This is a genomic window from Neisseria sp. HMSC03D10, from assembly GCF_001807625.1.
GTDB classification, from domain to species: domain Bacteria; phylum Pseudomonadota; class Gammaproteobacteria; order Burkholderiales; family Neisseriaceae; genus Neisseria; species Neisseria mucosa.
Genome location: NZ_KV789604.1, coordinates 1 through 2,109, shown reverse-complemented (window position 1 = coordinate 2,109; position 2,109 = coordinate 1). Strand labels below are relative to the sequence as shown.

The 2,109-nt window shown below is 43.8% G+C and carries 2 protein-coding genes and 1 pseudogene; all 3 read left to right on the top strand.

Annotated features, from left to right (window positions below; genetic code table 11):
- Positions 1-91 precede the first annotated feature (91 nt).
- Positions 92-391: a CRISPR-associated protein Csx16 gene (gene csx16, locus HMPREF3066_RS10550; RefSeq protein WP_049225893.1), complete on the top strand. Its 300-nt coding sequence runs from the start codon at positions 92-94 to the stop codon at positions 389-391.
- Between the two features lie 41 nt (positions 392-432).
- Positions 433-1,605, top strand: a complete 1,173-nt coding sequence (gene csm6, locus HMPREF3066_RS10545; protein WP_070442827.1) for a CRISPR-associated ring nuclease Csm6 — start codon at positions 433-435, stop codon at positions 1,603-1,605.
- 56 nt (positions 1,606-1,661) lie between these two features.
- A pseudogene (locus HMPREF3066_RS10540) lies at positions 1,662-2,109 on the top strand (hypothetical protein); the annotation flags it as partial.

Here is a 2,109-nt window from a genome sequence, read left to right as displayed (position 1 = left end):
AGGGGATTTTGGGGGGATTTTGCAAAGGTCTCCCTCTACCCAACCTCAAATTCTCTGCATTAGAATAATATATTGATCAAAAGGAGAACACATGACTACCTACTTCGTCTCTCGTCATACAGGCGCGATTGAATGGATAAAACAGCAACCGCAATGGCAAATAGATGAATTTACCTCACACCTGGACGCAACAAGAATTCAAGCGGGTGATGTTGTTTTAGGAACGTTGCCCTTGGACTTGGCTGCAGAAGTGTGCCATCGCGGTGCCAAATTTTATTTTTTAATTTTGCCCCAGCAGTTTGCAGAACGAGGCAACGAGCATACTGTAGCAGCCATGTCTGCCGCAGGCGCAACCTTGCAACGGTTTGAAGTCAAAAAAATCACCGAATAATTTTTCAGGCTGTCTAAAAAATCTCAATCAAGGAGAGTGCAATGAAATACAAACGCAGAGTTTTAGTCGCTGTTACCGGTATGTCGCCACAAATTTTGACCGAAACCGTCTATGCCCTGTATACGCAGCAAAATTGGCTGCCTGATGAAATTTTTGTACTGACCACACAAACCGGCTACAACAATATCGTTCGTAATTTGCTTGGGGAAGACGGCTTTTTCACGCGCCTTTGCAAAGATTACAATCTGCCTGAAATTCAGTTCGGCGAACGGAACATCCATGTTATCCACGATGCCGACGGCGAAAAACTGAGTGATATCCGCACACCTGAAGAAAACAATTTGGCAGCGGATATGATTGTGAATTTTATCCGCCAACAATGCGCCGATGATAAGACCGAGCTACACGTTTCGATCGCAGGCGGACGAAAATCCATGGGATTTTATATTGGTTATGCACTATCTTTGTTTGGTCATCCGCAGGATAAGCTGTCGCACGTCCTGGTTACCGAAGGATTTGAAAACAACCCGCTTTTTTTCTATCCGACCCATTACGACAACTATATTTCCAAAAAGCCGTACGACCCTAATTGCACAGAAACCATTAATACGCGTGAAGCCAAAGTAATGCAGGCAGAAATTCCGTTTGTACGCATGAGTTACGGTTTGCCAAATTTGGCGCAGAATAATGTGAGCTACTCTGAAGCAGTACAACTCCTACAAAACAATTTAAAAGCTGACCGCATCATTTTAAATATCAAAAATTGCACCATTCAACTTGGGCAGGACAAACCCATTAAAATAGCCGACAAACGCTACTTTTTTGCCTATACCGCATTAGCACGGTTTCATTTACAAAATAAAAACATCAAGCTGATAAACCAAGCAGCCTGCTATGACAACATTAAAAACAACAAATGGCAGCTTGGCGTATATCCCGAACTGGATGATTTTCAAACATGCTATTGGGACATCATGCAAATCAACGAACCATCTCTCAAAAATGCTCCGAATCGTCAAGAGCTGTTAGAGCAGGCGCGCAATAGCGCATTGCAAAGTTTGCGCGAACTACCTTCCAAACTCCGTCTCATCTTAATGGAGAACTTTTCAGAATACGTTGCAGAACAATACGGCGTATTTAGCACAGGTACGCGCAAAACAACGCCTACATATTATTTAAAAGTGCCGGTCGAAAAAATTGAAATTGTAGGGTAACAAAAAATCATTTTTTAAGCTGCCAGCCCTATTTCCACTTTTACATGGAGTCTTACATGTCCCAAACCATCATTGCCCTTTGCACTGCCGAGCAACTGGCCTCCGCCATTCCCGATTGGCAACGATACGGCATTCAATTTGCAAACACATCAGAGCGCCTAAATCGCTTCCAAGCAGCCGATTGTATTTTGTGTTTGCCAGAGACGCCCGTTCCATTATTAAGTGCGGCATGGCAGCGTTTTTCCCAAAGCCGCTTTTTCATCTCACAGGGCAGACAACAGTGGTTGGACGGACAAACACGGCAATCTGTAGATTTCAATCAGCTGTTATCTACCCGCGAACAGCCTAAAAAAGAACAACAGGCAGTAACAACCCCTCCCCAACAAATACAAATCAAACAGTCCAGTAATCCGCCTGGTAACATGACAGACAACACACTATTGTTTGAAATATTCAAATTCGCCGCCTGGGGCTTAGAACGTGTTCATTGTCTCAGCCTCTGCT

What these genes read in the sequence shown, in the direction of transcription:
- csm6 (WP_070442827.1), top strand. Translation starts at nt 433, where the DNA reads ATGAAATACAAACGCAGAGTTTTAGTCGCTGTTACCGGTATGTCGCCA.
- csx16 (WP_049225893.1), top strand. Translation starts at nt 92, where the DNA reads ATGACTACCTACTTCGTCTCTCGTCATACAGGCGCGATTGAATGGATA.